Below are 24424 nucleotides of genomic sequence, written 5' to 3'. Positions count from 1 at the left end.
TCTCCCCCGGTTCAGGCTGTGTAGGTCACGGCCTTAACCGCATCGATGACTTCAGGAACGCTTGGCAATGCGAGCTTTTCAAGGTTTGCCGCATATGGCATCGGAACGTCCTTGCCTGTCACCCGCAAGACGGGAGCGTCAAGGTAGTCAAATGCTTTTTCCTGAACCTGGTAGGCGATTTCGGAAGAGACCGAACACATCGGAAAGGCTTCCTCTATGGTGACGACCCGTCCCGTTTTACGCACGGAAGCAAGAACCGTATCGATATCGAGAGGACGAATGGTGCGCAGGTTGATGACTTCCGCCGAAATACCCATGCCAGCCAGTTCGTCCGCGGCCTTCAACGCATAGGTCATGCCGATGCCCCAGGAAACGAGCGTTACGTCCGTACCGCCGCGTTCGATCTTCGCCTTGCCGATTGGCAGGACGAAATCGTCCATATCCGGAATTTCGAAGGAATGACCGTAGAGGATTTCATTTTCCAAGAAGATGACGGGGTTCGGATCCCGGATCGCCGCCTTCAACAGACCCTTTGCATCTGCCGCGGAATAAGGCTGGATAACCTTCAGACCGGGAACATGAGCATACCATGCGGCATAGTCTTGCGAATGCTGCGCGCCAACGCGTGCCGCCGCCCCGTTCGGGCCACGGAAAACAATCGGTGCACCCATCTGTCCACCGGACATATACAGCGTCTTCGCAGCGGAATTGATGATCTGATCCATCGCCTGCATGGCAAAGTTGAATGTCATGAACTCAACGATTGGACGCAGGCCCGACATTGCGGCACCGACGCCCAGGCCCGTAAACCCATGTTCGGTGATAGGTGTGTCGATCACGCGTTTTTCGCTGAATTCGTCCAGAAGACCCTGGGTGATCTTGTAGGCCCCCTGATACTCGGCCACTTCCTCACCCATGACAAAAACGTCCGGGTCACGGCGCATTTCTTCCGCCATCGCATCCCGCAGAGCTTCGCGGACTGTGGAGGTCTTCATTGCGGTACCGGCCGGAATTTCCGGATCTTCCGCTGGCTCTGACACGACAGGGGCGGCAGGAGCTGCCGGCGCAGCAGCTGTACTCGGCACTTCGGCCTGAGCCGGCGCTGCTGCCGGAGCAGCAGAGGCCGCGTCCATTGCACTTGCGTCCTCGCCCTCACCAAGAAGCACGGCGATTTTCTCGTTGACCTTGACGTTGTCGGTCCCTTCCGGAACCAGGATCTTGCCAAGCGTGCCCTCGTCGACAGCTTCGACTTCCATCGTCGCCTTGTCGGTCTCGATCTCGGCGATCACGTCGCCTGCGGTCACCGCGTCGCCCTCGGCTTTCAGCCACTTGGCGAGCTTGCCCTCTTCCATTGTCGGCGAGAGCGCCGGCATCAAAATATCAATCGGCATTTCTTCCCCCGGCTTACAGCAAAATGTCAGTGTAAAGTTCAGATGCGTCCGGTTCCGGATCATTCTGAGCAAATTCAGCTGCTTCCGCGACCTTCGCACGGACATCCTTGTCGATCGCCTTCAGGTCGTCTTCGCTCGCCCAGCCCTTTTCGATCATCCGAACCCTGACCTGCTCGATCGGGTCATGCTCGGTCCGCATTTTCTGGACTTCATCCTTGGAACGGTATTTCGCCGGATCGGACATGGAGTGACCGCGATAGCGGTAGGTGATCATTTCAAGGATGTACGGCCCCTTGCCTTCGCGGCACCAGGCAAGCGCCTTGTCTGATGCAGCCTTCACGGCCCGCACATCCATCCCGTCAACCTGCTCGCCGGGGATACCGAACGAGGCCCCGCGCTGGGAAAGATCTGTAGTGGCCGAGGCGCGATTGATGCTCGTTCCCATGCCGTATTTGTTGTTCTCGATCACGTAGACGACCGGGAGTTTCCAGAGCTCTGCCATGTTGAAGCTCTCGTAGACCTGGCCCTGGTTGGAAGCGCCGTCACCGAAGAACGCCATGGAAACGTTGCCATTTTCGCGATACTTGTTGGCAAAACCAAGCCCGGTTCCAAGCGAAACCTGGGCTCCGACAATACCGTGGCCGCCGTAGAAATGTTTCTCTTTGGAGAACATATGCATCGACCCGCCCTTCCCTTTGGAAAGACCGCCGCGACGACCCGTGAGTTCCGCCATGACAGCGCCGGGGTCGAGGTCCATTGCCAGCATATGGCCGTGGTCGCGATAGCCGGTGATCATCTGATCGCCGTCTTTTTTGGCCATCTGCATACCGACCACGACAGCTTCCTGCCCGATATACAAATGACAAAACCCGCCGATGAGACCCATGCCGTACAATTGTCCGGCTTTTTCCTCAAATCGGCGGATCAGAAGCATTTCGCGGTAAGCGTGAAGTTCTTCGTCCTTGTCGAACTCGGCGATCGCAGGCTTCGCTTTCTTGGCGGTGCTGCGGGTCCGGCTAGCGCTCTTGGAGCGAGCGGAAGTGGTCTTTGATGCTGTGGCCATAACCCTCTTCTCGGCGTGACGTTTCCCCTAAGACAGGTAGCTGCAACTTATCCTGTTGCTCCTGTCAATCCAATCCAAATAAAACGGGAACTTGAAGCGATTTAAATTATTGCTTTCAATGCGAAAAATAGATTTTAACAAGAATATTGTTAATCACTAAAAATGAACCATTTTTTAGTTCATGGTGTAGCGATGTCCGGGTCGAAGGACGACCAGTTCGTTTGTATGCACAAGATTTAGGTTCAGCCGGGCACGTTCGTCCAGCATATCCGGGTCAAGACTTTCAGGCCTGAGCAGGCTGACGCGGGCTACAAGCTCTTGCCGCTCTCCCGACAGGACTTCGAGCTCGGCCTCGAGCTCAGAGACCCTGCTCTCGATCATGGCTCGGCCAACCAGACCGAGTTCACCGCTCATGGCGTGAAATCCGAAATAACCAAGCGCCGCAATAGCGATAGCGGGCGTAATGAGGCGGCGAATGAAAGACTGTTTTCGCTGGCGGGTAGCTGCTCGGGGCACTCTTGGGACCTTAACGCTGAACTCTTGGTCTCTTTGTTTCTCCACTATGCGGGGTTAGGTTTAATAGAGTCTTGAGACAGTCATTCAAATGCCGGTTAATTCGCAAATGACTGGAGGGGCCGGACATGGACCGATTTGCAGATGCGCGTGAGGAAATGGTGTCGAGGCAGCTCGAAGGCCGCGGTCTTCGCGACAAACGTGTACTGGCCGCCATGCGGAAGGTTCCACGGCATCGGTTTGTCTCAAAGAAACTCTCTGAACATGCTTACCGGGACATGCCGCTCACCATTGGCCACTACCAGTCGATCTCGCAGCCTTACATGGTTGCGCTGATGTGTGAGCTGCTTGAACTTTCTGCAACTGACACGGTTCTGGAGGTTGGAACAGGATCCGGATACGCCGCCGCCGTTCTGTCGGAGCTGTGCGGCCATGTGGTCACCGTTGAACGTATCTCGGAGCTTGCAAAAAATGCCCGTGACGTTCTCGGCGTACTGGAGTGCAACCCGGTCGAGGTCCATTGCATCGACGGCACTATCGGGTTTCCTGACAGAAGCCCTTATGATGCGATCCTGGTTTCTGCCGGCGCACCCGCAGTACCGGAGGTGTTGAAACACCAGCTGAAATCAGGTGGCCGACTGGTTATTCCAGTCGGCAACAGCAGAATGAACCAGGACCTTCTTCGTATTCGCAGAATTTCCGAACAAAAATTTGAAACCGAAAGCCACGGCGGAGTGGCTTTTGTACCCCTGGTCGGCGAAGACGGTTGGTCTGATTAAGCCGTTACATTCCCATCGGCTGGATGCCGATCAAGCCGCCGCAAGTCGCGCCAGCTTCGTCAAAATGGTGGCAGTCCCTTTGAGCCGCGAATCCGTCTTTTCCCAATCCCGGCTTAGCACCACACGCTGGTCCGGACGGATCTTTGCAAGAACGCCCTGCTCCGCGATATAGGAAACGAGACCGGCCGGGTTGGAAAACTCGCTGTTGCGGAAACTGACCACCATGCCCTTCGGACCGGCGTCGACCTTCTCTACATTCGCCTTGCGGCACAGTCCCTTGATATAGACGATCTTCAGAAGATGCTGCACTTCTTCCGGCAAGGGTCCGAACCGGTCGATAAGTTCTGCACCGAACGCGTCGATTTCCTCCGCTTCGGTGACATCTCCCAACCGGCGGTAGAGCTGCAGACGCAGCTGGAGATCAGCGACATAGTCCTCCGGAATGAGGACCGGCGTCCCGATGTTGATTTGTGGTGACCATTGTTCTTCGCCGTAATCAGCGCCACCATCCTTGAGCTGCGCCACCGCCTCTTCCAGCATCTGCTGATAGAGTTCGAAGCCTACCTCCTTGATATGGCCTGACTGTTCTTCGCCAAGGAGGTTCCCTGCCCCGCGAATATCCAGATCGTGACTGGCGAGCTGAAAACCGGCGCCGAGTGTTTCCAGCGATTGCAGCACCTTGAGCCTTCTTTCGGCTGTCGCCGTGAGTGTCTTGTTGGCCGGAACCGTGAAGAGCGCATAAGCCCGTGTTTTGGAGCGCCCGACACGTCCGCGCAGCTGGTAGAGTTGCGCCAGACCGAACATATCGGCCCGGTGTACGATCAGCGTGTTCGCGGTCGGGATGTCCAGTCCTGATTCGACAATCGTGGTTGAGAGCAGAACGTTGTACTTGCCCTCGTAAAAGGCGTTCATAACGTCTTCGAGTTCGCCGGGCGGCATCTGGCCATGTGCAACAGCAACCTTAAGTTCCGGAACCTGCTCTTCCAGAAACGCCAGCCTGTCGGCGATATCAGAAAGCCTCGGACAGACGTAAAAGCTCTGACCACCGCGATAGTGTTCGCGCAGAAGAGCCTCCCGCACGACCAAAGGATCAAAAGGCGAAACAAAGGTCCGCACAGCCAGCCTGTCGACCGGCGGCGTTGCGATCAGCGACAATTCACGAACACCCGTCAGGGCCAGTTGCAGCGTACGCGGGATCGGGGTTGCCGACAGAGTCATGACATGGACGTCAGACTTCAGCTCCTTGAGCCGCTCCTTGTGCTTCACCCCGAAATGCTGCTCCTCATCGATGATCAGCAGGCCGAGATCGCGGAACTGGATCGATTTTCCAAGAAGCGCGTGCGTTCCGACAACGATATCGACGGAGCCGTCGGTAATGCCCTTTTTGGTCAGCGTCAGCTGTTTGGATGGAACCAGGCGCGATGCGTGACCGACATTGATCGGAAGCCCGTGAAACCGTTCGGAAAAGGTCTTGTAGTGCTGACGCGCCAAAAGCGTCGTCGGCACAACAACAGCGACCTGGCGTCCGGACATCGCGGCAATGAAGGCTGCGCGTAACGCCACTTCGGTTTTGCCAAACCCCACATCGCCGCAGATCAGGCGATCCATTGGCCGGCCCGATGAGAGATCATCGAAAACGGCATCAATGGCCGTCATTTGATCGTCCGTCTCCTCATAAGGAAAGCGCGTTGCAAACTCGTCGTACACCCCATCGGGTGTCTCAACCACTGGCGCGGTCTTGAGCGCGCGTTCAGCAGCGGTCTTGACCAAACCATCAGCGATCTCGAGGATACGTTTCTTGAGTTTCGCCTTACGAGCCTGCCAGGCACCGCCACCCAGCTTGTCGAGTTGAGCTTCCTGGTCCTCGGAGCCGTAGCGCGACAGGAGTTCAATATTCTCAATAGGCAGGTAAAGCTTGTCGCCTCCTGCATATTGCAGTTCCAGGCAATCATGCGGTGCACCGACGGCCTCGATGGTTTTCAGGCCGATAAATCTGCCAATGCCATGTTCGACATGGACAACGAGATCTCCTTCGGAAAGCCCCGTTGCTTCTGTGATGATATTCGCGCCCTTGGACTTGCGCCGGGACTTTCTGACCAGCCTGTCGCCGAGAATGTCCTGCTCGCCGATAAAGGCGATGTCCTTGAGTTCAAAGCCGTGCTCGATTCCAAGAACGCACAATGCTGAAGTCTTGGCAGGGAGTTTCTCAACGCCGTCCAGCGTTTCGACATCCTGAACCGAGCCCAGACCGTGGTCGGCCAGGATCTGACCAAGGCGATCGCGGGATCCTTCGGACCAGCAGGCGATAACGGTGCGCTTGCCCTCTTTTTGAAGCGCACGCACATGGCTCGTCAAAGCATCGAAGATGTTGACATCTCCGGCAGCGCGTTCTGCTGCGAAACTGCGCCCCTGCCGTCCTTCGAGCTCGACAATGGTCTTGCCGCTTCCGGGCGGGGGCGTGAACGGGTCGAGTGCGGCACTCGCCCTGTCGGCGATCTCGGACGTCCAGCTGTCTTGTGTGAAATAGAGACTATCCGGCTTTATCGGCATATAGGGGACGGTGCCAGACGCAGACCCCATTTCTCGCGCATCCTGGCGGGCCTGGTAATGCTCGACGATTTGATCGGAGCGTTCACGCACTGCATCGGTGGCATTCGTATCGAGAACCACCGGCGTATCGCCGATATAGTCGAACAGCGTCTCCAGCCGTTCGTGAAACAGCGGTAACCAGTGCTCCATACCGGCATAGCGACGACCGTCGCTGATAGACTGATAAAGCACGTCTTCCCGGCTGGCCGCACCAAATTGAGAAAGATAGGAGCGCCGGAATCGCGAGATTGCGTCTTCGGACAGTACGACTTCGCTCATGGGCACTAGGTCGAGCCGTTTGAGCTGTTTCGATGTTCGCTGGGTCTCTGAATTGAACGATCGGATGGATTCCAGCGTGTCACCAAAAAAATCGAGGCGCACAGGTTCTTCAGCGCCAGGCGCAAAAAGATCCACAATGCCCCCGCGAACGGCGTATTCACCGGTTTCCCGGACGGTTGGGGTCCGCGAAAACCCGTTCATCTCCAGCCAGTTGGTGATGGCTGCCATATCAACCCGGTTGCCCGGGGCCATGGAAAATGTCTGCTCCTCCATGAAGCTGCGCTCAGGCAGGCGTTGGAGGGCTGCATTCAAAGTCGTCAGCAGGATCGTCTTTTTTCCGGCCGGAATTCCGCGCGCCAGCTGACCGAGCGCCAGCAACCGCCGCGCACTGATCGCTGAATTCGGCGATACGCGGTCGTATGGCAGGCAATCCCAGGCAGGCAGCTGTACAACGTCGATAGTTGGATCGAAAAACGCAAGCGCTTCACTGACCATCGCCATGCGCGTTGCATCGCGTGCCACGAACACAAGCGCGAGACCATCAGCGTCGCTTTCCGCCAGAACTCTGGCAAGCGCGTAACTTTCCGCACCGTCCGGCACACCCGCCAGCGTGACGTTGGCCCGATCCTTGAGCAGGCTGTCGAACACAGCAAACGTCCTTTTCGTTATTTCATGAAACCGGCGGGGCCGGACGCTTCGTGATAGGCGATGATCTTGCGGTAAAGAGGCCCGTCCCATTCTGCGGGCAAGGGTTTGCGGCCGGTCATCCAGGCATAAAGATCCTGGTCATGCGCTGTCAGAAGGTGCTCCAGTTCAAGAAGTTCTGCTTCTGAAAGCGTGTCAATCTGGGCGTTGGCAAAGCCGCCAAGCAGGAGATCCATTTCCTTCATGCCACGATGCCAACACCGAAAGAGAATCTTCTTGCAGCGCGGGTCACGTTCACCCTGCGGGTTGTCATTGCTAGCAGTTGGATCGGACATGTGAAGCCTATCAGGAGTTCCACCGGCACGGATCTGAATTCTGAGTTCGCGATGATGCAGCCGGGGACGGTCAAAGAGTGACGGTTATATAACGCCGTAATTCGAGAATGTCAGCGCCTTGCATGAAATTGACGCTCTTATTTGTTCACATAATGTTCTACAGCTTGCGCTCCAACTTCCCTTCATGGCAAAACGAATAGGAAGGTTCCCCAAAGCTCAATCTCAAAGGTTAGAAACCGACAGAAAATGCGACCGCCGGTTCTTGATCCCCTTTTTGCTCCCGTCTCTACCTTGCCCGGGATAGGACCCAAGATTGCAAAACTGGTGTCCGGTCTCATTGGCGGGCAGCAGGACAGGGATACGACAGTTGCCGATCTTCTGTTTCATGTCCCGCACAGCCTGATTGACCGGCGCCACAGACCTGGCATCGCCTATTCGGAAAATGGCGACATCGTTACTCTGGACGTCACAGTCGGCAGACATCATGCGCCGCCCAGGCACTCCAAAGCGCCCTACAAAATCTCCGCCTACGATGAAACGGGCCAGATCGATTTCGTCTTTTTTCACCCGCGAAGGGACTGGCTGGAAAAGACATTTCCGGAAGGCGAGCGCAGGATTGTTTCCGGCAAGGTCGAGTGGTTCAATGACAAACCGCAAATGGTTCATCCGGATTATGCGCTCAACCTCGAAGAAGCAGAGCAGATGCCGTCGATCGAACCGGTCTATCCATTGACGGCTGGCCTTGCTTCCAAAACACTGCAAAAAGCCATGCGCGCGGCGCTCGAACGCGTTCCGCAAATGCCGGAATGGCAAAATGAAGCGCATCACCATCAGACCGGCTGGCCGGACTTTCAGGACGCGTTGCAGACGCTTCACCTGCCAAAAGAACGCCAGGACATAGACCCTCAATCGCCTTTCATGCAGCGGCTTGCCTATGACGAATTGCTGGCAAGCCAACTCGCGCTGGCAATGGTGCGTGCCAACATGCGAACGCTTGGCGGCATTGCCCGGAAACCGGATGGAGCCTTACAAAAGGCGGTGATCGACGCCCTGCCCTTTCGATTGACCGACAGCCAGGCGAACGCAATTCGCGAAATCAACGAAGACCTTGCTGAGCCGACCCGTATGCTCCGGCTGCTTCAGGGTGATGTCGGCTCTGGCAAAACCGTCGTAGCCCTCGCAACGCTTGCACAGGTGATCGAGACGGGCGCACAGGGCGGCCTGATGGCGCCGACCGAGATCCTCGCGCGCCAGCACTTCGCTTCGATGGAACCGATTTGCCAAAAAGCCGGCATCCGTCTAGCACTGATGACCGGAAAGGACAGCCAGAAGGAACGGCGCTTTCTTCAGAAAAAGCTCGATGCTGGTGAGATTGACCTTGTGGTCGGCACGCACGCCCTCTTTCAAGGGTCTGTTTCCTTCAAGAACCTTGGCATGGTCGTGGTTGACGAACAGCACCGCTTCGGCGTCCACCAGCGCCTCGCCCTTTCCGGCAAGGGCCAGGGCGTTGACGTTTTGGTCATGACGGCAACGCCTATCCCGCGAACGCTCGTCCTCACCTGTTTCGGCGACATGGATGTCTCCCGCCTCACGGACAAGCCAGCCGGGCGCAAACCTATCAAGACTGTTTCCGTCTCGCTGGACCGTTTGGATGAAATCATCTCCAGAGTTGGTTCGGCTATCTCGGAGGGGCAAAAGGTCTATTGGGTGTGTCCACTGGTTGAGGAATCGGAAAAGATCGACCTCGCTGCAGTAGAGGACAGGCACCGCGTGCTCGAGCACGCTCTCAGGCAACCGGTGTCGCTTGTCCACGGGCGCATGAGCGCAGACGAAAAAGACGCGGCCATGTCGGCGTTCAAGTCAGGCGCGACGAAGGTTCTTGTGGCAACCACCGTAATTGAGGTCGGCGTAGACGTTCCCGATGCGACCATCATTGTGATCGAACACGCCGAACGGTTCGGATTGGCTCAATTGCACCAGCTTCGGGGCCGTGTCGGCCGTGGCGACAAACCCTCTTCCTGCGTTCTCCTCTACAAGGGGCCTTTGGGAGAAACCGCTGGCGCCCGGCTTAACATCATGCGCGAGACCAATGACGGATTCCTGATTGCAGAGGAGGATCTCAAGCTGCGTGGCGGTGGTGAAATTCTCGGGACACGGCAATCCGGCACGCCAGGCTTCCGCATTGCGCGCGCAGACGAACACGCCGACCTCATGGAAGTCGCGCGCGATGACGCGCGGCTCATTCTTCAAACCGATCCGGATTTGAAATCACAGCGCGGCGAAGCGCTTCGCTGCCTGCTCTATCTGTTCGGCCGGGATGCCGCGATCCGATTGCTGCGGGCTGGGTGATCAGGCTTCTTCACGCTCTCGGATGCGCTCCAGCTTTTCAGGTTCCGCAATGACGTCTTCCAGAATCTCCGGAAGATCCGGGCTGACAAGGCCGGCAGAAATCACCAGTTTAGCCGCGTCTTCAACACCCATCGACAGCTCAATCACGTCTTCCTTTGGGACGAACAGCAGAAATCCCGAAGTCGGGTTCGGGGTTGTCGGCAGGAACACGGATACCGTCTGGGCCGTGTCCTTCAGGCGCTTTGCGACCTCGCCTTTGGTTTCAGTCGAAATGAAAACGATTGCCCACAGACCCTTGCGCGGATACTGGACGAGTGCAGCTTTGGTAAAGCTGTTTCCGCGCTCATCAAGTACCGTCTCAAAAATCTGCTTCAAGCCACTGTAAATATTACGAACAAGCGGCATTCTTCCAACGACACCTTCGCCGAAGGAAATCATGCTCCTCCCCAGGAAATTTGCTGCCAGAAATCCGACGATTGTCAGAACAAAGATCGCGACGATCAGCCCGAACCCGGGAACGGGAAACGGCAGATAAGTTTCCGGGTTATAGACCTTCGGAACGAAGGGTTTTACCCAACCATCCACCCACTTGATGAATGTCCAGGTCAGCCAGAGCGTTATGCCGATCGGCCCCGTAATCACCAGACCGGTCAGAAAATAGTTTCTGAGGCGCGTTGCCGGACCAGCACGATGGCCTATGATCGATGCGTCTTCTGATTTATGTTTGTTTCGGCTCATGGGTAAACCAGCCAAGGTCCTCTCGAGTGCTCGTCTTTCTGTGTCACACACACTAGATAATAATTCTTATCGCAGCGCGGTATCCTTCGCTTGACTAATTTTTCAGCGATATACCCTAAAATTGCCGATTGCGGAGGCACGATTGCGGCGTATCACATTCAAACTTCTGGGAGCCGGATGTGTTGGCGTTGGAATCGTCGGCGCTTTTCTGCCGCTCTTGCCGAGCACAATCTTTTTCATCCTGGCCGCAGGCTGTTTTGCCCGCTCTTCTCCCGCGCTCGAAGCGCGAATACTAAATCACCCCGTTTTCGGACCACCGGTGATCGCCTGGCGCGAGCATGGTGCCATAACCCCAAAAGCCAAAATCGTGGCGGTTATCGGAATGACTATCGGGTATTTGCTGTTCTACTGGTCGGCGTCGCCGAACATCTGGCTCGCTGCAGTTACCGCTATATTCATGTTTGCCTGTGCAACTTACGTTGTCAGCCGCCCTTCGGGACCAAAAACAAACCCATAGGCCAGTCTCGAGCGCTTTTTTGCAAATCCGGGTTCCCAATTAAATTTCGGCAGCAGTCACGATTGTGTATTTCGTTGTCGCTCCGCTCCTGGGTGTTTCGTTCCAGCTCATTCTGACGAGCATATCCTGCACATTCGGCGTTCTGATCTTCATGATCTTCATGTGGGCTTCCGGCAGGATTGGCGGCGGAGCCGCCAAGTTGGTTGCCGCATTGTCACTCTGGCTCGGATTTTCAGCGCCACTTTTTAAGTTTCTGCTGATCCTGACACTCATCATCGCAGGATGGTGGATCGGCGTTGCGCTTTCTCAGCGTATGCTCAGTCGGCCAGTTTCATGGGAATTACCGTTTGTCCCCATCATCATTCCAGTTTTCGTCTACACCTTCATGCAAAGCGAGCTTGATCATCTCATAACCAGCTCGCTCCAGGGCATCAAAGCATAAATGCAGGCTGCAAATACACCGACCGACCGCTAAATATTTAGCCATCAGATGTCCGGAATGAGCCGCTTTCCAAACGGAACCGCAGTTTCTTCGGAATAGCCAAGGTCTTGATAGAACTTCTTCACGGCCTCATTTCCGTGCCGGACAAACAGATTGATCTTCGGACAGCCCTGGCCGATGAGGAAAGCTTCGCAATGATCCATCAACTGTCGTCCGTACCCGGCCGACTGATGCTGTGGATCGACGCTCAGATAATAGATTGCCCCTCTGTGACCGTCATATCCGGCCATGACTGATCCAATGACCCGATCGTCCAGAACCATTACGAAAAAACCACCGAGCGGGTCCGCCAGCTTGCGGTCGATATCCTTGTTCGGATCATTCCAGGGCCGCGTCAAACCGCACGCGTCCCAGAGCGCGACAACATCCTGCCGCATTCCATCGTCGTAAGGAATGATGGCAGGCTCTTTTGCATCGTCCATCATTCATTCCACCGTTACGGACTTTGCCAGATTGCGGGGCTGATCAACATCCGTCCCCATGAAAACGGCTGTATGATAGGCAATCAGCTGGACCGGCAACGCGTAAATGATCGGCGCGACGATGTCCGTCATATCCGGCAGGATCAGGACGTCTTCCGCAGCACCGCCGCTTTCCTCCGCGCCGCGCGCATCCGTGATCAGAACGATACGGCCACCGCGGGCGGCAACCTCCTGCATGTTCGAAACGGTCTTTTCATAGATGGAATCATAAGGGGCGATAACAAAGACCGGCATATTCTCGTCGATAAGTGCGATCGGCCCGTGTTTCAGTTCGCCGGCAGCATAGCCTTCGGCGTGAATGTAGGAGAGCTCCTTCAGTTTGAGAGCCCCCTCCAGCGCAAGCGGAAAGTTTGTCGATCGCCCCAGGTAAAGCGCGTTGTCGGCTTTGGAGAGCGGTTGCGACAGTTTTTCGATATCGACCTCACCGGCAAGCGCTTTTAGCGCAAGGCTAGGCACTTCGGTCAGCTCGGACACGAGTTCCTTTTCCCGCTCCGCGGTCAGGACACCGCGCTCGCGCCCTGCCTGAAGCGCAAGTGCTGCCAGAACCGCCAGCTGACAGGTAAAGGCCTTTGTTGAGGCAACGCCGATCTCCGGTCCGGCAATCGTTGGAAATACCATGTCGGCTTCCCGGGCTATGGTGCTTTCAGGCACGTTCACGATCGCACCGATCGCAGCCCCGTTTTCCTTGCAGTACCGCAGCGATGCAAGCGTATCTGCGGTTTCGCCCGACTGCGAAATGAACAGCGCAGCGTCTTTTTCGCTCACCGGTGTTTCGCGATACCGAAATTCGCTGGCGATATCGATTTCGACTGGAAGGCGCGCATATTTCTCGAACCAGTACTTGGAAACCAGACCCGCAAGATAAGCTGTGCCGCAAGCTGAAATCATGAGCCGCGACAGGTCGTTGAACCTGAGTTTTTCGGCACCGGCCACGTTTGCAGTCATCGCGGAATAGTCGAAGTATCGCGAAAGCGTGTGACCAAGCACTTCAGGCTGTTCATGAATTTCCTTGGCCATGAAATGCTTGAAGTTCCCCTTGTCCATGAGGTTGGACGTGACAGAGGACCTTGCTTCTGCACGCTCGACAGGCGTGTTGTTCTGATCGAAGACTTGCACGCCGGCGCGGGTAAGAACCGCCCAGTCACCTTCTTCCAGATAGGTAATGCGGTCGGTGAAGGGCGAGAGCGCTATCGCGTCGGATCCGAAATACATTTCCCCCTCGCCGTGGCCGATCGCGAGCGGAGAACCTTTGCGAGCCCCGATCATGAGGTCATCTTCGCCTGCAAAAAGCATGGCGAGAGCGAAGGCGCCCTTGAGGCGTGGCAGCGTTTGCGCAACCGCGTCCTGAGGCGATTTACCGGCCTCGATCGCCGCATCAATGAGATGCGCGACGACCTCGGTATCCGTATCGGTGCTTAAGATTGCACCTTTCGAAACAACTTCTTCACGCAGGTCAAGGTAGTTTTCAATGATGCCGTTGTGCACGATGGAAACGGAGCCCGCCTGGTGCGGATGGGCATTTGAAACGGTTGGAGCACCGTGGGTCGCCCACCTCGTATGACCTATTCCCGAAGTACCGGACAAGGGTGAACGTTCAAGCGCAGCCTCGAGATTGCGAAGCTTTCCTTCAGCCCGGCGACGCACAAGATCGCCGCCGACGAGTGTGGCAACGCCGGCAGAATCATAGCCGCGATATTCCAGACGCTTGAGGGAATCCACGATGCGTGGGGCGACGTCATTATTACCTAAAACACCTACAATTCCGCACATGAAAAAGGTCCCTATCAAAAAGACGGTTAGCAACCCTGCTTTAGACGAGAGAGCGCTAACTGTTGAAATCAATACGTGTTTCAGAAAATGTCAGGCGCACTGTCCCAATGTTTTCAGGACTTTGCGTCTTTTTCGGCTTTAAGCCTGTCTCTGAGGCGTCCGGCGGCGCCTTCCTTGACCACCTGTCGTGCTCTTCCGAAGGCCATGGAGTCTTTCGACACGTCATCAGTAATGACGCTCCCTGCCGACACGAAGGCTCCATTCCCCAATCGTACCGGGGCAACCAAGGTCGAGTTTGACCCGACAAAACTCGCCGCACCGATTTCGGTCCGATGTTTGAGATAGCCGTCATAGTTGCAGGTGATGGTACCCGCACCGATGTTGGATCTGGACCCGACACTTGCATCCCCGACATAACTCAGGTGGTTCGCCTTGGCTCCAGTCCCGAATGTCGCGTTTTTGACTTCTACAAAATTCCCTATTTTCGCATCGCTTGCCAAGACAGTGCCTGGCCTGAGCCTGGCATAGGGTCCAACCATGCATCCCTTTCCAACGTCGGCACCCTCAAGGTGGCTGAAGGCACGAATGGTTGCGCCTGAGGCAACCTTCACACCAGGTGCAAAAACGACGTTCTGTTCCACGGTGACACCTGGCTCCAGCCTCGTGTCATGGGAAAAGTATACCGTACGCGGCGCCAGAAGCGTGCACCCGCTTTCCATGGCGAAGCGGCGCATCCGGTCTTGAAAATCTTCTTCGCAAGCCGCCAGTTGGACGCGTGTATTGATCCCTTGTGTTTCCGTTTCGGATCCTTCGACGGCAAGAACTGTAAGACCGCGCTGATTGGCAACTTCCACCGCGTCGGTCAGGTAGTATTCGTGTTTGGCGTTCTGGTTGCCGATAGCCTCCATCAACGAAAGCGCATGTTTGCCGGAAAACCCCATGATGCCGGAATTGCAGAAGGTCACCTTCCGCTCTTCCGGCGTTGCGTCTTTTTCTTCCCGGATGGCGACCAGGCGGCCATCTTCGATCAGCAGCCGTCCGTATCCGAACGGATCTTTCGCCTCGAAGCCGAGGACAACAAGATCCGCGCCGGCTTCAAGCTGACCCCGCACATTCTTGATCGTTCCAGATGTAACGAGAGGCGTGTCGCCAAATATCACAAGAACATCGTCAACCGGGTTTGCAAGTGCCGCTTTTGCGGACAGTGCGGCGTGTGCTGTTCCGAGGCGCTCAGTCTGGACATGACACTGCGCCGCGGGTGTAAGCGTGCGCACCAGCGCCTCCAAATCGGGCATCTCCGGCCCCGTTACCACGGAAACACGGTCTGAGCCGCCAGCCTGGAGCGCTTTCAGGACATGGCCAACCATGGGCAGCCCGCCGATCTCGTGGAGCACTTTGGGCAATTCCGACTTCATACGGGTTCCAAGGCCTGCGGCGAGAACTATTGACAGGCAAGAGCGAGTGGTCATGAACAATCCATCTTAAAATTACGGATAAGAGCCGAACGATCGGGACCCTATATGCCCCGATCCACAGAACATTGGAAGATCTGACCGGCTGGGCATTTCGGTTTTGGTTTCGTTAACCATAATGAACGCCAGATGCGGTACCTTAGCGAAGATTCGCAGTCACGATCCGGAATGAAACGCCTTGCTTGAACCCCAGGCCAGAAAGACAAAACGGGACATCGTTCGCGGCGTGTTTACGGCGCCGCGGGTCGGACTTCTGTCCTGGGCGTTTGCCGCGGTCATCATGGGCACGATCGGTTTTGCTTCATTTCAGTTCGGAGCCCCCTCTTTCTCCCCCTCCTTTGCAGTCCCCGACTCCATTCCCGCTGGATCGCAGTTGCCATCCGGGACCTCACCTGAAACAACCGCGTCAACCGGTCAGATGGTTGCGCTTCCCATTCCTGACGCGCGTGTTCTCAACCAGGACAACGAAGCCGCAAAAAGCCTAGAACAAAGCCAAATCGAAGTTCTGCAGCGTGAAGTCGTCGGACTGCGTCGCCGTTTGACGGCACTCACCGAACAAAACCTTGCTTATTCCAGGCGCATCGCTGCACTTGAACGGGAGGCGGCAACGGCGAAGCTGGCCAATGCAGAGTTCACTGCACTCAAGGCAGACGACTATCCAGAACGCGCGCTGGCACCGCGACCGGGAAAAATCGTGTCCCAGGCACCACGCCCCCAGGTTGGCGCGGCGACTGAAACGCCTGTACCGTCCGGCGAACAGGCCAATTCCAGAAATGAACCGTCGGCACAAACCACACTTGCCGAGACATCGGAGGTGTCTGGTGACACTGTACGCAGTGAGCCGCCAAGGCGCATAGAAACGGCTCAGAAACTGCCGCCACCCGTGTCTGTTCCGGGACCGGATGTGACTGCACAGGAGCCTGTACGCATCGTCGCTGAACCGTCTGAACCAGATGCACCTCTCACAACTGGCTCCATCCCACCTGTTCAGTCGCAGCAAATCGAACCTTTCAACACGACGCCGACGCGTACCAGATTAGCACCAAAGGTGATTACGCCCTCTGACCCCGCAGGCCGGCTCAGGAGCGGCGGCGAAGGCCAGATCAAACGCAGTGATTTCGGAGCCGTTATCGGGCACTACCGTTCCAGAGCCGGCGCTGCAAAGGCATGGGCCGACTTCAAGGAACAGAACGAAGAACGCATGCGGGATCTGCGGCCTCTGCTCATGGAAAAACAGACCGAAGAAGGCGGGATCGCTCTGATGATTGGCCCATTTGCCAATGCAGCCGATGCAGCCGTCGCCTGTCTTCATTTGCTGGATGTCACAGAACTCTGCCGACCTGCTCTCTACGCTGGCGATCCGCTCGTGACGGCAGCAGAATTCAGAGACTCCGCTTTCTAAATCTCGACGCTTGGTTCCATAAGGTTACTGCCGGAAGTCTCCGGATCGCCCAAACCTGCTTCTTCATGGTGATTGTGATTCGGCATCAGCCGATCGTCTGCAGTCCCGGGAAGGTTTCCAGAAGCCAGTAGGAAAGTACGGCCATCTGCCCGGTCAGGAACATGACGCCGGTTAGGACGAGAACCCCGCCCATCGCCTTTTCAACGGTGCCCATATGGCTGCGGAACCGCTTCATAAATCCGAGGAACGGTCCGGCGAAAAGGGCTGCAAGCAGAAACGGAATTCCAAGGCCAAGCGCATAGGCACTGAGCAGAAGCGCCCCTTGCGCGACCGTATCCTCCGTTCCGGCGACGAAGAGAATGGCTGCCAGAATGGGTCCGACGCACGGCGTCCAGCCAAAGCCGAATGCAAGTCCGATTGCATAGGCACCGAACAATCCTGCCGGTTTCTTCTCCACGTGGACACGTGCTTCCTTGTAAAGAAGACCTATTCGGAAAACGCCGAGGAAATGGAGGCCCATGATGATGATCAGTGCGCCCGCGATGTAACCGAGATAATCAAGGTAGGCACGGATAAACTGGCCAAGGAAGCTGGCCGTCGCTCCAAGGATCACGAAGACCGTCGAAAAGCCGAGCACAAAGAACACGGCGCTGATAAAGACACGGCGCGACGCAGTCTTATCTTCGTCGTCCTCGCCGGTAAGCTGGTCCAGGGAGACCCCGGCAAGAAACCCGAGATAGGGCGGAACAAGCGGCAGGACACATGGGGAAACAAAAGACAGGATCCCGGCCAAAAGAGCTCCAATAATCGTGACGTCCTGGATCATTCCATGCTTCCGGTCTGTTTCAATGCGAATCCGGTATAGACCGGTCTGCTTCTGGAGCATTGATTTAGCCCCAACTTGCCTTTTCACAAAGACAAATGCCGCTCACCTTTTGGAGAGCTAACAGGGATTACCGCTTCAGTCGGCGCTTTTCGATCCATCCAGAGGCAAGAGGCCACGGCTTTCGAAATAGGTCAATGCGCCAGGATGAAGCGGCGCGGTCGCATCCAACAAGACAAGATCTTCGTGACGCAAACGGTTAAGCGCGGGATGAAGTGTTTTGAAACTGTCGAAATTTTCGTGAACGGCAGCGACCAGCGCCGTTACGATCTCTTCCGGCATCTCGGCAGACGTGACAACCGTGGCGACGACACCGAATGAACCAACCGGTTCAGAAAGTTGATAAAGACCGGAGGGAATGGTTGCCGCCATGTAATAAGGCTGCTCGTCCACGAACCCCTTCACAGCCATACTGTCTATGCCGACAAGGCGAATGTCGCACAGTCCCTGGGTCTCTTCGATCAGGGCTGCCGGATGGCCAATGAGCTGGAAATAGGCATCGATCTCATCCGAACAAAGCGCCTCTGCGAGTTCGGAACTGTTGCGATTTGAAAAGTTTTGCCTGTCCGTCGCTGACCAGCCGAGATCGTCAACAAGGGCACTCCAGGATGCAGACGATCCAGACCCGGATCCACCCGTATCGACCCTGGCGCCCTTGAGATCGTCGAGTGAGCGATATGCCGACCCTTCCCTGACAACAATCGTCGCGATTTCGGGATGGAGAAACAAGACGGACCGCAAATCCTCAAAAGGGCCTTCATCTTCAAACACGGAGGTTCCGAGATAGGCGTGGTGTTGCCAGTCGGACTGTGCGAAGCCGAAATCAAGCTCACCGGAGCGGATCTGATTGATGTTTGAGATAGACCCGAGTGTCGATTCAACCGAACAGCGCACACCGTGCTGCGATCTGTCGAGATTGACGATTTTGCAGGCGGCAGTGCCCGACGGGTAGTAGACCCCCGTCACGCCTGCGGTCCCGATCGTGATGAAGCGCTGTTCCGACGCATTTCCCTGCGCCCCGGGCAAAAATCCCGAAGCGGCAACAAGGGTCGCCGCAATCACGCCATGCGGCAACAGCATACGAACAAGATTTCTGGAAAGTGCTTTTGCTAATTTCGACACACGCATGACTATTGACGCCCGGCTATCAGGTTTTCAGGGACCGTTCGATGACTTCAGAAATAACAAAGGCTCCGGACGTTGACCAGCGCAGACTGCCCTGAATGAAAACAGGTAAACGCCTGAGGCAGGAATCAAAAAAGGCGCCTCAGCGCCCCTGACACCTGAACCTTTGCAGGTAAATGCATCGGCCCCCTACCCCAAGCCGATCGCATCATGCTGACTAGTTTGACCGCCCTCCGCGAATGACCTCAAAGAGCATTCCCTTGAGTTCCTCTTCCGACTCACCGTCCCGCAGCCCCTGGCGCCACTGGTCGATGATCAATCGCAGGCCAAGCGTCTCGCGGTTATGTGGCAGCTCGCCGATGAAGCTTGCGAAAAACGCATCGAGTTGCTCGCGATCGACCACGCCCTGATCGATCAGTCCGTGAATGAGCGTCATCGTCGCCGCGATGTGGCCTTTCACGAAATCGAACTCCACCGAGTTCGTGTGTGTGTCTATTGTTGTTGTACGCATGTAACCTCTCTCGTCACGTATTAAGGTACAACACAAAACTATATTGCGCTACCTGACAGTTTTTGCAGGAGAATGATCATTATCTTCTTAATTCAGAACATTCTAAACAAATGTTTAGAGAAGAAGATAGGTTCACTGTAAATTATACTACCGCTTGGTATTCATTAATCATTATTTATACTCATAAAGCCGTATATCTAAACGAAAATTTCGAGATGTTTCGGAGTGAACCTCGAATTACTGGCAGAATTGCGACGACCTGTTGAAAAAAACAATTTTGCCTCTTGCAATGTCACTTATGTCGGCATAAACACACGCCACCAACGCGGCGGTGCACCCTTTCGCACCCGCCCGTTCCGGAACTTGGTGAGAGCCGATAGCTCAGCTGGTAGAGCAACTGACTTTTAATCAGTAGGTCCAGGGTTCGAGCCCCTGTCGGCTCACCAAAAATTCCGAAATAAAATCAGCTCATTGTCAGAAAACCCTAAGAACACAGAATGATAGCATGTGGGGCTTGTTCACGTTTCACATCTTGCACTCGTGAGACGTGGTTCCCAATAGTCTAGTTCAGCGTCCCTTCATTCGCGCGCTATTTGGCTTTCGGAGTCCATTTCGCTCATTCGCGAGACGCGCGGTGAATTCCTGTTCTGAACCCATTATGACGGATGTCGCCAGCGCAGAAACGGCTGCTTTCCACCCATGCTCAATACCGGTCGAACGCTGTTTTTCCAGAACGTGCCTCCGTATTCTGCTCATGCGGCAACACAAGCAGACGAGTGTACGCTGTTTGACTACGAATACGACACCGTGCGAAACCACCGCTCAGGCTGAAGTAATCTTCGCAGCTCAGTATTGGTAGTTCGGCATGGATTTTGACAGTAACTGCCTCATCATTGAACGCCATCAGCGGTTGCTGCAAGTCATGTCAGACATGGACGAACCTGCCGTTCTGACATCGAATTCAATAAATATTCTCTATGCCACCGGCGTTCGGAACATGACTGTTTTTAGCCTGATGGGACCATTCAGGTTTTCGCTGACACTTGCTGATGGCTCAGTGTTTCTTTGGGAGTTCGCTGGTTGCGAGCACCTCGTTACCGAAAACCCCATTGTGACTGATGTGCGCCCCGCCCCTGGTCTCACACCAATATCAGGCCCGGGGTTTCAAAATGAAATCGCTCGATTCGTGGCAGACCTCACTGCCATCCTTGGAGACTGCAAACGCATTGCGATTGAGGGCCTTGATGTTCCCGTTTCTGATGCACTCCGCAATTCAGGACTGTATGTCAGCGACGCAACGGGGGTGTTTTCAAGAGCACGGGTGATCAAACAACCGCTGGAAATCTCTGTGATGCGGGAGGCAATTTCGCGGGTGGAGGCAGCAGCAGCGTCCTTGGAAACGTCTATCGTTCCGGGCGTAAGCGAGGTCGAAGCGTGGGCAGCGTTTCACAAACATCTGATCGCGACGGAAGGCGAATATGTCTCGACCCGCTTGTTTCAGTCCGGGCCAAGGACATTTCCTTATTTTCAGGAAGCCGGTCCACGGAAGATGCAAGCGGGAGATCTGGTTTGCTTCGATACAGATGCGCTAGGCTATATGCACTACGCTGTCGATTTCTCCCGGACATTTCTGTGCGGAGACGTTTCCGCAACCGATAAACAGAAATCCTTGTACAAGCTCGCCTATGAGCAATTGCATCATAATGCTGCGCTGATTGGCCCAGGCGTAACATTTGAGAATTTTGCAAAGGCGGCTTGGCCAATACCTGCTGCAAATCGTGGGTACGGGTACTATTGCCTCGGTCATGGCCTGGGTCTTTGTGGCGAATTTCCCTATATCTCGCATCATTTTGATGGTGTCCCGTACGCGCTAGAAGCGGCTTTCGAACCGGGTATGGTTATTTGCATAGAAAGCTACATTGGCGAAGAGCAAGCAGCAGAAGGCGTCAAACTTGAGGACCAATTCCTCATAACAGACGACACGGTAGAACGACTGACAAACTACCCCTTTTGTTCTGCGCTTCTGATTTAGTCTCAGGACAGCGTGACATTTGCCACCTTCCAAAAGCTGCCATATGGGCGTTCGCGCCGAATGAGAATTAAGTCCGTCTTGCGAACCTTTGCACGATGCCTATCTGGGTGACGCTCACGCGCGTGAAACAATCTCATTTCCCGCCCTTCCGCATCCGCTCCAACCGCCTAACGTTGAGCGTATCCAGGGTGCTCTACCGACAATCGACGCGAACCCCGCGGGCACGCAGTTCCACGATGCGTAACAAAGTCGCTATTGACCGTCGCTGTGCAAGACACAACTCATCCAACCCGCGAAAGCCTCAAGTCGATCTGCAAAACACTCAGGCTTTGCGTCGGGCTCTCGAGCCTGCCGCAAAAAATAATCCAGTTCTCCGCCATGAGAGGGATAAAGGCGTTGGAAGCGGACAACATGCTCCTCAAGCGTGTCTGGCCAATCCTGGTCTTCTTCTTTTCTAAGCATATTGGTTGAACGTATCAGCTTGCGAGAAGACTCTGTAAATAGCCTGATCTGGTTGCCTGCCGTTCGAGCTTCATGGAGTAAGCGATGATACTTTCCCAGCACCTGTTCAAAGTCGCCATTCATCTCGAGCGCCAGCTTCCGGGATGGCCGGAACGGTTGGATATCTTCAGATAGATCTTCGCCCGCGATGCATCGGCAATGATGTTTGAGCCAATAACGCCACGCCAAATTTGCATCCACAGAAACAATGTCCGCAAGCAGTCCGATATCGAAATCAACTTTGCTTACAATTGGATGGTCGCTCTCAAGTCTCTGCCGCTTATTTTCAATGAGTTCACAGTCACGCTTCAATGGCTTCTTGTTCAGTATCAGTGTCAGATCAAGATCGGAGCGCGCCGCTACTGCTTTTCCTGTCGCAATACTACCATAGACGTAAACACTATGGATAAACGAAAGTGTTTGAGGTGATAACTCGTGCCGAACCTTCTCCAACAACGAGTGAAAATCAACTTTAAACGGCTGACTTCCCACAACACCAATAAAACCCTGCCGGTCGACACTCATCTGATACCTAACCTTCCAGCGCAGCGCTCGGCTGAATTTGCCTCGCAATAATTGACGGCTATGGCTCCTAGCGAAGATCCGTAATTGCCGCGGCCATTTCCATGTCTCGAGGACCAAAAAATGCCGCTAACTCATTCGATGTGTGCAGTTTGGCGTGTCTGTTCGAGGCTTCATGACATCCGAAACCCCGCCGAGTTCCACTCCGCATCGGCCCGTGTAAAGTTTATGTGAATTCACAATTTCAGGATCGATTGCTACGATACACGCATATGTTGATTAGAGGTTGTATTATGTCTATCCATAGAACTTTTACTACCATATTTGTCGGAGCTGCCCTTTCGCTTCTTGCCAGTCTTCCCGCATCTGCGGTCACCGTACGGTATGAATTGAACGATCATCCGGACAGGGCAAAAAAAGCCTATGACTACGGGATCCGGCTAGATTCGGAAGGCAAGTTCTTCAGTTTCAATGGACCCGACCAGGTTATTTTGAGCATTGACACCGGCGCCGCTACGCCCTCGGCGTCGATATTCGGCAACGTCATTGAAAACGGCACGTCGGACGTTTGGGAACTGAGCTACAGTTTCACCAACGGTGTCACGCTGGATCCCGATGGCGACACGTCCGATGGTGAGTTCACCGCCAATGATGGCGTCGGCACCTTGCGGAATCTGACCAATGTTGCAGCCGCAGTGATCAATCTCACGGGCAAGAGCAATGGCGTCGCCGAGTTCCTATTCCTCGATGACAATCACAGGCTGGCCGGGCATTCCGGCTTTTCGAGCCTGGTGGGCCGCGGCTGGCTAGACGCGTCCGGAACGAATGATTTCCTCTTTACGGCCACTGTCGTCCCCCTGCCTGCCGCGCTGCCGCTGCTCGCCGGAGGTCTTGGCATTCTTGGGCTGGCCGGCTGGCGACGTCCCAAGACAGCCTGAAAAGAGACGGCAACATATTATTTCAAAAGCGGCCTTCGGGCCGCTTTTTTTGTTGGCGCGTCAACGCTCCCTGAAGCGCATCGCGCGAAATCACTTAAGCTGCGGCCGTGTCTCGCGGATTGCTAAGATGCCGTCAATCTGATCAAAGATGTTCTTGTCTAGTAGAGACAATCCACGAACTCCCACCGAAAGCCGCCTTAGGAACCTGCGAACATGAAAGTGCCGATTCCCGACGAACCGACCCATATGGTAACCGCGATCGTTGCCTATGCGGGCATCGCCAAGCGGCTTCATGTTGAACTGCAGAATACGGGTGCCGACCTTGAAGCCATCAAGGCGGATCTGATGCGCGAAGCCAAGAAAACAGTGCCGCACGGCGACTTTGCAAAAGACGAAATCAGTCTCTACAAGACAATGTTTCAGGCAATCGACACGATCTTTGCACCCGGGGAGTAAGCTTTGCTTGCACCCCTCTCAGAGTTTGTTCTGAACGCAATTCGTCCCGGCAGACAATGGTTGGAATAAGTGCAAATGTCAGGACCTGTGCATGTCACTCAGGCTCGACTGACAATGGGTGTGCCTTTTGAAACGGGCATGCGCAAATCGTCTGTAGACGAAATTTGCTGCACTGTAGATGCCTGGTAGCTGCGCGACCCAGGCAAGCGCAGACCACACCCGGAACTGTTTCCAGAGCACGATAAATGCGTCGAGCCCGGTCTGAAGCGCACCATTTTGGTCCTTTACCCGCAGGTACAACAGCGCATCCGCCTGGCTGAGCCCGGTTCCGGCCAAATGGTCCGGCTCATTGGCGATATCCTTCCAGACAATGCTGTGCCTGGACGTCAAACGCTTGTAATAACCGATCTCGCGCGCGCAGAGACCGCATTTGCCGTCGTAGAATACCGAAATCACGTGAACCACCATTTCATTGGCTGACTTCAGTCCGATACGCTTCGTACGCGCGGATGGATTGCCATGAAGCAATCGTCCCGGTCTAGAATTTCGAGAATTGGGACCTTCCCGAACGCAGTTCGTCAATCACATGAAAACGGCCTGTTTCATGGAAACAGGCCGTAAGAGGATTGG

The 24424-nt window shown here is 55.2% G+C and carries 22 protein-coding genes and 1 tRNA gene; 9 read left to right on the top strand and 14 right to left on the bottom strand.

Features of this window, described 5'->3' with window-relative positions:
* Positions 1 to 11: 11 nt before the first annotated feature.
* From Q0915_RS30420 to Q0915_RS30410, 3 genes are all read right to left on the bottom strand, one after another.
* A complete protein-coding gene (locus Q0915_RS30420) occupies positions 12 to 1391 on the bottom strand; it encodes a pyruvate dehydrogenase complex E1 component subunit beta (protein WP_299484097.1) in 1380 nt (459 codons plus the stop codon).
* Positions 1392 to 1404: 13 nt separating this feature from the next.
* Entirely contained in the window at positions 1405 to 2454 is a 1050-nt protein-coding gene (pdhA, locus tag Q0915_RS30415) for a pyruvate dehydrogenase (acetyl-transferring) E1 component subunit alpha (RefSeq protein WP_299484096.1), read from the bottom strand.
* Between the two features lie 174 nt (positions 2455 to 2628).
* Positions 2629 to 2970 (bottom strand): septum formation initiator family protein, encoded by a 342-nt coding sequence (locus Q0915_RS30410; RefSeq protein ID WP_299484095.1) that lies wholly within the window; start codon positions 2968 to 2970, stop codon positions 2629 to 2631.
* A 125-nt stretch (positions 2971 to 3095) separates the two neighbouring features.
* Between Q0915_RS30410 and Q0915_RS30405 the strand changes: the two genes are divergently transcribed.
* Positions 3096 to 3746, top strand: a complete 651-nt coding sequence (locus Q0915_RS30405; RefSeq protein ID WP_299484094.1) for a protein-L-isoaspartate(D-aspartate) O-methyltransferase — start codon at positions 3096 to 3098, stop codon at positions 3744 to 3746.
* A 30-nt stretch (positions 3747 to 3776) separates the two neighbouring features.
* On the opposite strand, the gene mfd is transcribed toward Q0915_RS30405, so the two are convergent.
* Positions 3777 to 7262, bottom strand: coding sequence for a transcription-repair coupling factor (mfd, locus tag Q0915_RS30400; RefSeq protein ID WP_299484093.1), 3486 nt, complete (start codon positions 7260 to 7262; stop codon positions 3777 to 3779).
* 17 nt (positions 7263 to 7279) lie between these two features.
* Entirely contained in the window at positions 7280 to 7594 is a 315-nt protein-coding gene (locus tag Q0915_RS30395; protein WP_299484092.1) for a succinate dehydrogenase assembly factor 2, read from the bottom strand.
* A gap of 246 nt (positions 7595 to 7840) precedes the next feature.
* Here Q0915_RS30395 and recG point away from each other — a divergent pair, with 246 nt between their 5' ends.
* Positions 7841 to 9943, top strand: a complete 2103-nt coding sequence (gene recG / locus Q0915_RS30390; RefSeq protein ID WP_299484091.1) for an ATP-dependent DNA helicase RecG — start codon at positions 7841 to 7843, stop codon at positions 9941 to 9943.
* Here the strand turns inward: recG and Q0915_RS30385 are convergent, their stop codons facing one another.
* Complete coding sequence (locus Q0915_RS30385; RefSeq protein ID WP_299484090.1) at positions 9944 to 10681, bottom strand: DUF502 domain-containing protein; 738 nt, start codon at positions 10679 to 10681, stop codon at positions 9944 to 9946.
* A 142-nt stretch (positions 10682 to 10823) separates the two neighbouring features.
* On the opposite strand from Q0915_RS30385, the gene Q0915_RS30380 reads away from it, so the two are divergent.
* Together Q0915_RS30380 and Q0915_RS30375 are read left to right on the top strand one after the other, a co-directional pair.
* Positions 10824 to 11198 carry a YbaN family protein gene (locus Q0915_RS30380; protein ID WP_299484089.1) on the top strand — a complete coding sequence of 125 codons (375 nt, stop codon included), beginning with the start codon at positions 10824 to 10826 and terminating at the stop codon, positions 11196 to 11198.
* A 64-nt stretch (positions 11199 to 11262) separates the two neighbouring features.
* Positions 11263 to 11640 (top strand): hypothetical protein, encoded by a 378-nt coding sequence (locus tag Q0915_RS30375; RefSeq protein WP_299484088.1) that lies wholly within the window; start codon positions 11263 to 11265, stop codon positions 11638 to 11640.
* Between the two features lie 44 nt (positions 11641 to 11684).
* On the opposite strand, the gene Q0915_RS30370 is transcribed toward Q0915_RS30375, so the two are convergent.
* The 3 genes from Q0915_RS30370 to glmU all read right to left on the bottom strand — a co-directional run bounded on the left by Q0915_RS30370 (position 11685) and on the right by glmU (position 15421).
* The gene (locus Q0915_RS30370; RefSeq protein ID WP_299484087.1) at positions 11685 to 12125 is read right to left on the bottom strand and encodes a GNAT family acetyltransferase; all 441 of its coding nucleotides are present in this window, start codon (positions 12123 to 12125) and stop codon (positions 11685 to 11687) included.
* Positions 12126 to 13952 carry a glutamine--fructose-6-phosphate transaminase (isomerizing) gene (gene glmS / locus Q0915_RS30365; RefSeq protein WP_299484086.1) on the bottom strand — a complete coding sequence of 609 codons (1827 nt, stop codon included), beginning with the start codon at positions 13950 to 13952 and terminating at the stop codon, positions 12126 to 12128.
* Between the two features lie 113 nt (positions 13953 to 14065).
* Positions 14066 to 15421 carry a bifunctional UDP-N-acetylglucosamine diphosphorylase/glucosamine-1-phosphate N-acetyltransferase GlmU gene (gene glmU, locus Q0915_RS30360; RefSeq protein ID WP_299484085.1) on the bottom strand — a complete coding sequence of 452 codons (1356 nt, stop codon included), beginning with the start codon at positions 15419 to 15421 and terminating at the stop codon, positions 14066 to 14068.
* A gap of 181 nt (positions 15422 to 15602) precedes the next feature.
* Here glmU and Q0915_RS30355 point away from each other — a divergent pair, with 181 nt between their 5' ends.
* Complete coding sequence (locus Q0915_RS30355; RefSeq protein ID WP_299484084.1) at positions 15603 to 16826, top strand: hypothetical protein; 1224 nt, start codon at positions 15603 to 15605, stop codon at positions 16824 to 16826.
* Positions 16827 to 16911: 85 nt separating this feature from the next.
* Here the strand turns inward: Q0915_RS30355 and Q0915_RS30350 are convergent, their stop codons facing one another.
* The 3 genes from Q0915_RS30350 to Q0915_RS30340 all read right to left on the bottom strand — a co-directional run bounded on the left by Q0915_RS30350 (position 16912) and on the right by Q0915_RS30340 (position 19345).
* Positions 16912 to 17652: a cytochrome c biogenesis CcdA family protein gene (locus tag Q0915_RS30350; protein ID WP_299484083.1), complete on the bottom strand. Its 741-nt coding sequence runs from the start codon at positions 17650 to 17652 to the stop codon at positions 16912 to 16914.
* Between the two features lie 135 nt (positions 17653 to 17787).
* Positions 17788 to 18837, bottom strand: a complete 1050-nt coding sequence (locus Q0915_RS30345; RefSeq protein WP_299484082.1) for a TAXI family TRAP transporter solute-binding subunit — start codon at positions 18835 to 18837, stop codon at positions 17788 to 17790.
* A gap of 214 nt (positions 18838 to 19051) precedes the next feature.
* Positions 19052 to 19345 (bottom strand): hypothetical protein, encoded by a 294-nt coding sequence (locus Q0915_RS30340; protein WP_299484081.1) that lies wholly within the window; start codon positions 19343 to 19345, stop codon positions 19052 to 19054.
* 370 nt (positions 19346 to 19715) lie between these two features.
* Here Q0915_RS30340 and Q0915_RS30335 point away from each other — a divergent pair.
* Positions 19716 to 19791, top strand: a tRNA-Lys gene (locus Q0915_RS30335).
* 419 nt (positions 19792 to 20210) lie between these two features.
* Positions 20211 to 21377 carry a Xaa-Pro peptidase family protein gene (locus Q0915_RS30330; RefSeq protein WP_299484080.1) on the top strand — a complete coding sequence of 389 codons (1167 nt, stop codon included), beginning with the start codon at positions 20211 to 20213 and terminating at the stop codon, positions 21375 to 21377.
* A 252-nt stretch (positions 21378 to 21629) separates the two neighbouring features.
* On the opposite strand, the gene Q0915_RS30325 is transcribed toward Q0915_RS30330, so the two are convergent.
* Positions 21630 to 22403 carry a nucleotidyltransferase domain-containing protein gene (locus Q0915_RS30325; RefSeq protein WP_299484079.1) on the bottom strand — a complete coding sequence of 258 codons (774 nt, stop codon included), beginning with the start codon at positions 22401 to 22403 and terminating at the stop codon, positions 21630 to 21632.
* A 290-nt stretch (positions 22404 to 22693) separates the two neighbouring features.
* On the opposite strand from Q0915_RS30325, the gene Q0915_RS30320 reads away from it, so the two are divergent.
* Positions 22694 to 23338, top strand: coding sequence for a hypothetical protein (locus tag Q0915_RS30320; protein WP_299484078.1), 645 nt, complete (start codon positions 22694 to 22696; stop codon positions 23336 to 23338).
* 213 nt (positions 23339 to 23551) lie between these two features.
* Complete coding sequence (locus Q0915_RS30315; RefSeq protein ID WP_299484077.1) at positions 23552 to 23794, top strand: hypothetical protein; 243 nt, start codon at positions 23552 to 23554, stop codon at positions 23792 to 23794.
* A gap of 78 nt (positions 23795 to 23872) precedes the next feature.
* Here Q0915_RS30315 and Q0915_RS30310 read toward each other — a convergent pair whose 3' ends face one another.
* Entirely contained in the window at positions 23873 to 24250 is a 378-nt protein-coding gene (locus tag Q0915_RS30310; RefSeq protein WP_299484076.1) for a thiol-disulfide oxidoreductase DCC family protein, read from the bottom strand.
* Positions 24251 to 24424: the final 174 nt, after the last annotated feature.

Source organism: uncultured Roseibium sp. (genome assembly GCF_947494555.1).
In the GTDB taxonomy this organism is placed as follows: Bacteria; Pseudomonadota; Alphaproteobacteria; order Rhizobiales; family Stappiaceae; genus Roseibium.
This window is presented reverse-complemented; position numbering and strand designations above follow the sequence as displayed.